We start from the raw sequence: 5,625 nt of genomic DNA on the forward strand, positions 1-5,625 counted from the left end.
TGTGGCGCGGAAAATCATTTGAAACACAAGTTAAAACAAATAAAACAAAGGGCATTAAGTAAACACCCTTTCATTTGTTTTTGCGTTGTTTATGGATTTTTGGGCCAAGGGTTTTCTGCTTTTATTTTTTCGACTGCTGCATCGGCTTGGCTTTCTAATGCTTGAGCTATATCGTGATTCCCTTGGCGCTCTTCTCTGCCAGACTCAAAATAAAGAGGGTCACTTATCTGTGAGTATAAATAACGCCGAGTGGTATCAACCTTGTCATACTCAGCTATGTACTGATTACTGATATTCGTTACCCACGCATCGTTAATCCATTCATCATACGGTGTTTCGGGCTTCAAAAGAGTCCAACCATCCCCTATAGGGCCTAGTTCGCCGACTTGCTTTGATTGATTACAATCAGATTTCAGCCAAATTGTTTTCCCTCTATGGTCTTCCAAATACTTCGTACCGTGTGGTTTTCCGCGCTCATCAATATCACAAACCACCACCACGTTATTTGCTTTTGCTGGTAACGGTTTGACAGTTAATGCTGTTGCTGGGTGCTCAGTCATCATCGAGCCATTAAAAACTGAGATAGCAGCGTGATTAACAATGAATGTTTCTTTATCCCACAAAAAATAGTGCTCAATCATTATATTGCTACTCCTTTCCATTCTATTAATGTGACGGGTTGATTTTGATTGGCTACAGGAACAATTCTTGAGGTATCAAATGCCAAGGTCAGGAATCCATTATATGCCGAACCTTGTGGCGTTCTCATTGTTCCAGTATTGTTATAATTATCGAGATAAAAGGCTCCATATGGGGATTGCCCTACATTGGTTGCGTTCAGCGCACTGATTGAAGCGGTAATGTTTCGGATCGCATCACCATGGATTTCACCTGCAATATAATTTGAGCCATTAGCGGCACGTAAGTATCGCCCACTAGCTGGCTTCATTCTAATAACGCCACCAGAAACTAAATCAGGTCTAGCAACAGCTAATCGATGGTAGACAACGACAGGCAATTCCTGCTCATTATCCAAAATGACATCTTCGGGAAGTTCAGACCCTCCCCACCAAACCGTCTCACCAGGACGTGAACCGTTGAATGGAGACCAGTACCACGACTTAGCTGTATCAGACCAACCAGGACGGCGATTAGCTTCATTTAGAGGATCTTTTCCTGCAAGCGATTCAGTATTGGAATACCACTGCCAAAATTTAATCTGACCATTAACGATGGTGCTGCACACTTCACCATAGCGATAGACTCTATCAGCTCGATATGGCGCAAACTGATCACCATTAGCAGCGAATAACTTTTGAAGGTGGTCAAAGTTATCAGGATTAAACGCTACGCCATTTGCTGTAAGTGCGTTCTGAAACTCTTTAATAACCGCATTAAACCAATCAGCCCCCGGAATACTAGGTAAGCCGCTCTCACCGCTTTCGGTAAAATACCCAGGCTCACCTTTCTTGGGTTTAGGTGATGGCGCAACTTCAGCTTGCGTACCATTTTGTAAAGGATGCATAACTATTCCTCAGCAAAGATATAAATCACTTCCCAACCACCAAGCACGTACTTATCTAAGATGCAGGTGACGGCCAACTCATCAATAGTGACCAAGGGCGTTAAACAATTATCCAGCACGCTCATACGAGTGACTGGCGTCGATTTGACGTGCGCTGTGATATAAAAGTGTCGCTCGTCTGGATAGATAGGATAGATGCAGCTACGCAAGCAATGATGGCGGTGTGTAATGGTAATGCTTACATCAAAACCATATTCAGCGCAGAGCTCTTCTAATGCGATTGCGGACAATCCGCCTTCGTGAGTATCTTTTGCATATAGCGCATCTCTGCGCGCTTGAATGGTTTGCTCTGATAGCTGACTGCATTCAGGCAGCCCGAACGCTTTCTCATATTCATCCAAGAGCTGCGTACTGGTTTCTGGTGTGAACTCTCCCATTAATGCGTCACCGGATTCATCTAATCGATGAAAGGGCTTTGTTAGCGCAAGAGAGAGGCTATATAAGCCACCGGATTCTTTTGACCATGCAGCGCCTTGAGGCTGCAATAGCAAATGACTGCGATGATAATCTTCATGCGTCATAGCCATGTGATAGCCCCGAAAGTTAAAAGCTCATCTCGCTTGCTGGTTTGGTCTTCCGTTATGTTGCACGTATAGTCACGAACGCTTGCCGCCGTTTTTATTGCCTGCCTGATATCACTAATCAAGAGCGTACCGTTTGGGCGCACTTCACGCACTTCTAACGCTTTAAGAGAGGCCGTAACTGCCTTACGGGTTTCTAGTGTATCTGGCGCAACCTGAATGCGCAGAGCTATCACCTTAAGCGTTAAGGCGTATGGCACAAGTTCAGGGCCTGCGGGCATACCAATACGCACACCTGTGGCGGGATCTTGGTGCTCGATGCAATAGTTTTTTACCCCGTCTAGTTGTTCGTTTGAGGGTAAGATATCGACTTCGTTATCGTTCACAAACGTTAGGCCGATAGTGCCACGCCCTTGCCATGCGTTATTTGCCCACGCACGCGTTACGCCTGGCACTTCAAGCGCCCATTGTTCATAGTCAAACAGCGCACCACCTTGTGGTGGGTTACGCATCTTAAGCTGCAAGCGATACAACAAATCGCTGATAGATTCGATATCAGCGCCGCCTCGAAGACCATCCTTACCAACAATTGCATTCCCCTTTGCGCCCACGATGTTAGACATAGGGGTGAGTTCGACGCCGCTTTCGCAGTTGGTTGCTTTACCACTGCTTTGTGCTTTAACGCTAAGCGTCACTTGGCCGTCTTGCTCGGTGACTGCATTTTGCGCTGTGAATATGACGCCATCGCCGCGTTGAAAACGCTGACCTAGCAGCACCTGCGTGCCTGGGTTAACGCTAATCGATACAGGGCCAATGCTTGCACTGGACTTTTTACGGATAACGCCGCGACGCTCTGCGTGCTTAACTATCCACTCGTCGTCTGAGTTCTTGGTTGGGATGATTTGACGCGCAATCCACTCTTGGTGGTCGTAGGCATCTTTCATCATGGCCGAGTTTGCAAAGTTTAGGCTGCGCTCAATACTAAAAGGCAATCGCGCTTGACTGCCTTGTAGATAAAAATCAATGTCACCTTCGCCTTGTGCGATAAGTGATGATAACGATGGCGTGCTATAAGGCATGAAGTTGCGCCTCCCATAATTGACTAATGGCGTAGCTCATTGTGTTGTCGTCAGGTTTTACGATGCGGATATCAAAGCGCATCCAATCTTTATTCCAGACGCTAACCTCAACGAATACGCTCCTGGCGTACCCCTCAAGCACAAGAGGCTCTAGCGCTTCTTGTGCGTAATCTTTTGCATCAAACAAAACGCGAGGGACAATCTTTTCACGGTGAAGCAGCCATAAGCGGCTGCCTATTGGGTAGGGAAAGTAGGTGTCACCAGGCCAACCTCTGCGGTCTTTTGTTCGACCAGGTAACTCGTCATCGTCTAGTGCGCGACGGTCAGTAAAAAGCATCAAGATGACCAGTGTTAACCACGAGTCATCTTGCTTGATACCAGAGGAGCCCAGTTCAATATCTGAATGGTCTGTATGCCAGGTGAGTTTTGCGCTCATACTTGCCCTTTATGGGGCAGTAGGGGCCTTGGTTGGACGGTCTTCTGCGTCTAAATGCGAGTGCTTGCCTACATCGACGCTGGCTACTTTGAGCGTCTTGGTTGCGTTGATATCACCCGATTTAAGCGACTGGCTTTCCATACCACCATTGACCACTACTTTCCCGTTGAAGATTGTCTCATCAGCGTTAATAGTGTGCTTTGGTGTAGTTATAACCACTTCCGTCTCTAGGGTGAGATTCAATTTCTTTCCTGATAGATTGAATAAGCCATCTTTGGTCAAAATAAACAAATGGCCCTCAAGATGGTACAGGCCGGAATCACCTTGCTCACCACCTTGTGGTCTGGTTGTCTTATGGTCAACCGCAACGGCCACCATGGCATCACGATTTGCACCAGGACACACCACGATAGCCTCAGAGCCATCCGGTGGATAAGAAATACTGCCGTAGTTAACAAAGCGTTCCACGTTGTTGGGTGTTTCGCCCTCTAGTGCGATGAGTTGCAAGTTCTGGCGAGTGAGCGAGTTGTTGACCGTGGTCACTATCGCTCTATCTACCATGAGCTGCATACGGCGCTTCACTGGGGTAAGCAGCTTATTGGCGATTTGAGCAAACTCTACCATAGCATGGTACTCGCTGGCGGCTCAATACTCAGCGCATCGCTCGGCATGAGGGTTAATTGTGTTAGTTGGCCGTTATCACCTGCAACAAAACGAACCGCGACAATCAGCCACGTTGCATTGAGGTTTTGATATTCATCTTCAATTTTAACCAACACGTTTTCTCTCCATAGCTCTTGTCCATCATGATACCAACCCGCCACGGTAATTTGGGTCTGTGTGGATGAACCCACATCGCGAGTCTTTTGCCACTGACCGCGAAGAGTGGCCCCTTCGGCGGTGAAGGCATCCTCAGAGAGCACAATTTTAGGGCGGTGACGGTTTACCTCTGGGTCACGAATTAACATCGCTCTGCCGATGTTGTCAGCACTCGGTGAATCATCCATATCGCCGCCTGTATAACCTGCGCCCTTAATCATGTAAGTGTCATGACGGTTGCGCCAAGAAAAACGGCCCGCGGCGGCCAAGATATTGCCGCCAAGGGTTAACTTGGTCGATAGCACCTTTTGACTTGGCGCGGTTATTAATAAGTTACCTTGAGCGTTAGAGGTAATTAATGCGCTTTTCTGGCGAGCAGCGCGTCTTAGGTTGTCTTCAACGGTTTCGCCTTGCTCGATACGCCAAGAGGCAAAGAGTACGCGCTCATCAATCGCCGCATCGAGCAAATAAGGCGCGATAGTTTGCTGGCTGACAGAATCGATAACGTTAATACCAAAAGGGGCGCACAAGTCGCGAGCAATCTGCGTAAAGGTTACGTTTGTCCACTGACTGCCTTTGTACACGGCCGCGCAATCCACCAAGTCGCCCGTCTTATCACGCCCTGTTATTTGAATTTTCACTTCTTTCGAGCTGTACGTGGGGATAAAGTCATCGATGTGGCCTGATATCACCGTCGTGTGGTCAATCATCACCACGCAAGGCATACCAGGGTTAATCGTCATAGGCGCAGCTTCGCTCCATGTGCGCGTAAGACTTAAATCAAACTCACCTGCAAGGTTAATCAATGAGCGCGAGACGCTGACTTCTGTCCAGCCGTTATAGCGAACGCCATTAACCAATAAATAAACCTCAGCCATTTTTCACCACCGCAATCTCTACCGTTTCACCTTGCATCACAAAAGAGGGATGGCGTAGCTTGTTGCGCTTGATAATGCCATCGCGACTCTCTGTAGAGCCTGTTTCTTGATACGCCAGCAATGCAACCGGAATGGTCACATACGGCTTAATCTCGCGCACCTCTGGGAGCAACAATACACGCTCATCCACATCACGCTTTAACGCAATACGAACACCACGAAGGGCGCGCCATGATTGCATCATCCCGTTATTAAGCGAGGTTTGCGCTGTCTCATCGAGTGAGGCTTGCACTGCGTTCGATAACTC

Annotated in this window: 7 protein-coding genes and 1 pseudogene; all 8 read right to left on the reverse strand. The window is 47.7% G+C overall.

What is annotated here, in order from left to right:
- Positions 1–89: 89 nt before the first annotated feature.
- Entirely contained in the window at positions 90–641 is a 552-nt protein-coding gene (locus tag RH88_RS18035) for a hypothetical protein (protein WP_005598712.1), read from the reverse strand.
- Positions 641–1,525 (reverse strand): hypothetical protein, encoded by an 885-nt coding sequence (locus RH88_RS18040; protein ID WP_005598714.1) that lies wholly within the window; start codon positions 1,523–1,525, stop codon positions 641–643. The genes RH88_RS18035 and RH88_RS18040 overlap by 1 nt, the downstream gene beginning before the upstream one ends.
- Before the next feature lie 2 nt (positions 1,526–1,527).
- Positions 1,528–2,112 carry a putative phage tail protein gene (locus tag RH88_RS18045; RefSeq protein ID WP_005598716.1) on the reverse strand — a complete coding sequence of 195 codons (585 nt, stop codon included), beginning with the start codon at positions 2,110–2,112 and terminating at the stop codon, positions 1,528–1,530.
- Positions 2,103–3,185, reverse strand: a complete 1,083-nt coding sequence (locus RH88_RS18050) for a baseplate J/gp47 family protein (protein WP_005598718.1) — start codon at positions 3,183–3,185, stop codon at positions 2,103–2,105. Before RH88_RS18050 ends, RH88_RS18045 begins: the two co-directional genes overlap by 10 nt.
- Positions 3,175–3,621, reverse strand: a complete 447-nt coding sequence (locus RH88_RS18055; RefSeq protein ID WP_005598719.1) for a phage GP46 family protein — start codon at positions 3,619–3,621, stop codon at positions 3,175–3,177. The genes RH88_RS18050 and RH88_RS18055 overlap by 11 nt, the downstream gene beginning before the upstream one ends.
- A 9-nt stretch (positions 3,622–3,630) precedes the next feature.
- Positions 3,631–4,245, reverse strand: a complete 615-nt coding sequence (locus RH88_RS22785) for a phage baseplate assembly protein V (protein WP_005598720.1) — start codon at positions 4,243–4,245, stop codon at positions 3,631–3,633.
- Positions 4,239–5,318 carry a phage baseplate assembly protein gene (locus tag RH88_RS18065; RefSeq protein ID WP_005598721.1) on the reverse strand — a complete coding sequence of 360 codons (1,080 nt, stop codon included), beginning with the start codon at positions 5,316–5,318 and terminating at the stop codon, positions 4,239–4,241. The genes RH88_RS22785 and RH88_RS18065 overlap by 7 nt, the downstream gene beginning before the upstream one ends.
- Positions 5,311–5,625 (reverse strand): annotated as a pseudogene (locus RH88_RS23635) (hypothetical protein); the annotation flags it as partial. The pseudogene RH88_RS23635 and the gene RH88_RS18065, both read right to left, overlap by 8 nt.

This window comes from Vibrio scophthalmi LMG 19158, from assembly GCF_000222585.1.
In the GTDB taxonomy this organism is placed as follows: domain Bacteria; phylum Pseudomonadota; class Gammaproteobacteria; order Enterobacterales; family Vibrionaceae; genus Vibrio; species Vibrio scophthalmi.

Excerpts from the sequence above, each read along its gene's own strand:
- RH88_RS18040 (WP_005598714.1), bottom strand. The coding sequence starts at position 1,525 with ATGCATCCTTTACAAAATGGTACGCAAGCTGAAGTTGCGCCATCACCT.
- RH88_RS18035 (WP_005598712.1), bottom strand. The coding sequence starts at position 641 with ATGATTGAGCACTATTTTTTGTGGGATAAAGAAACATTCATTGTTAAT.
- RH88_RS18065 (WP_005598721.1), bottom strand. The coding sequence starts at position 5,318 with ATGGCTGAGGTTTATTTATTGGTTAATGGCGTTCGCTATAACGGCTGG.
- RH88_RS18050 (WP_005598718.1), bottom strand. The coding sequence starts at position 3,185 with ATGCCTTATAGCACGCCATCGTTATCATCACTTATCGCACAAGGCGAA.
- RH88_RS18055 (WP_005598719.1), bottom strand. The coding sequence starts at position 3,621 with ATGAGCGCAAAACTCACCTGGCATACAGACCATTCAGATATTGAACTG.
- RH88_RS22785 (WP_005598720.1), bottom strand. The coding sequence starts at position 4,245 with ATGGTAGAGTTTGCTCAAATCGCCAATAAGCTGCTTACCCCAGTGAAG.
- RH88_RS18045 (WP_005598716.1), bottom strand. The coding sequence starts at position 2,112 with ATGGCTATGACGCATGAAGATTATCATCGCAGTCATTTGCTATTGCAG.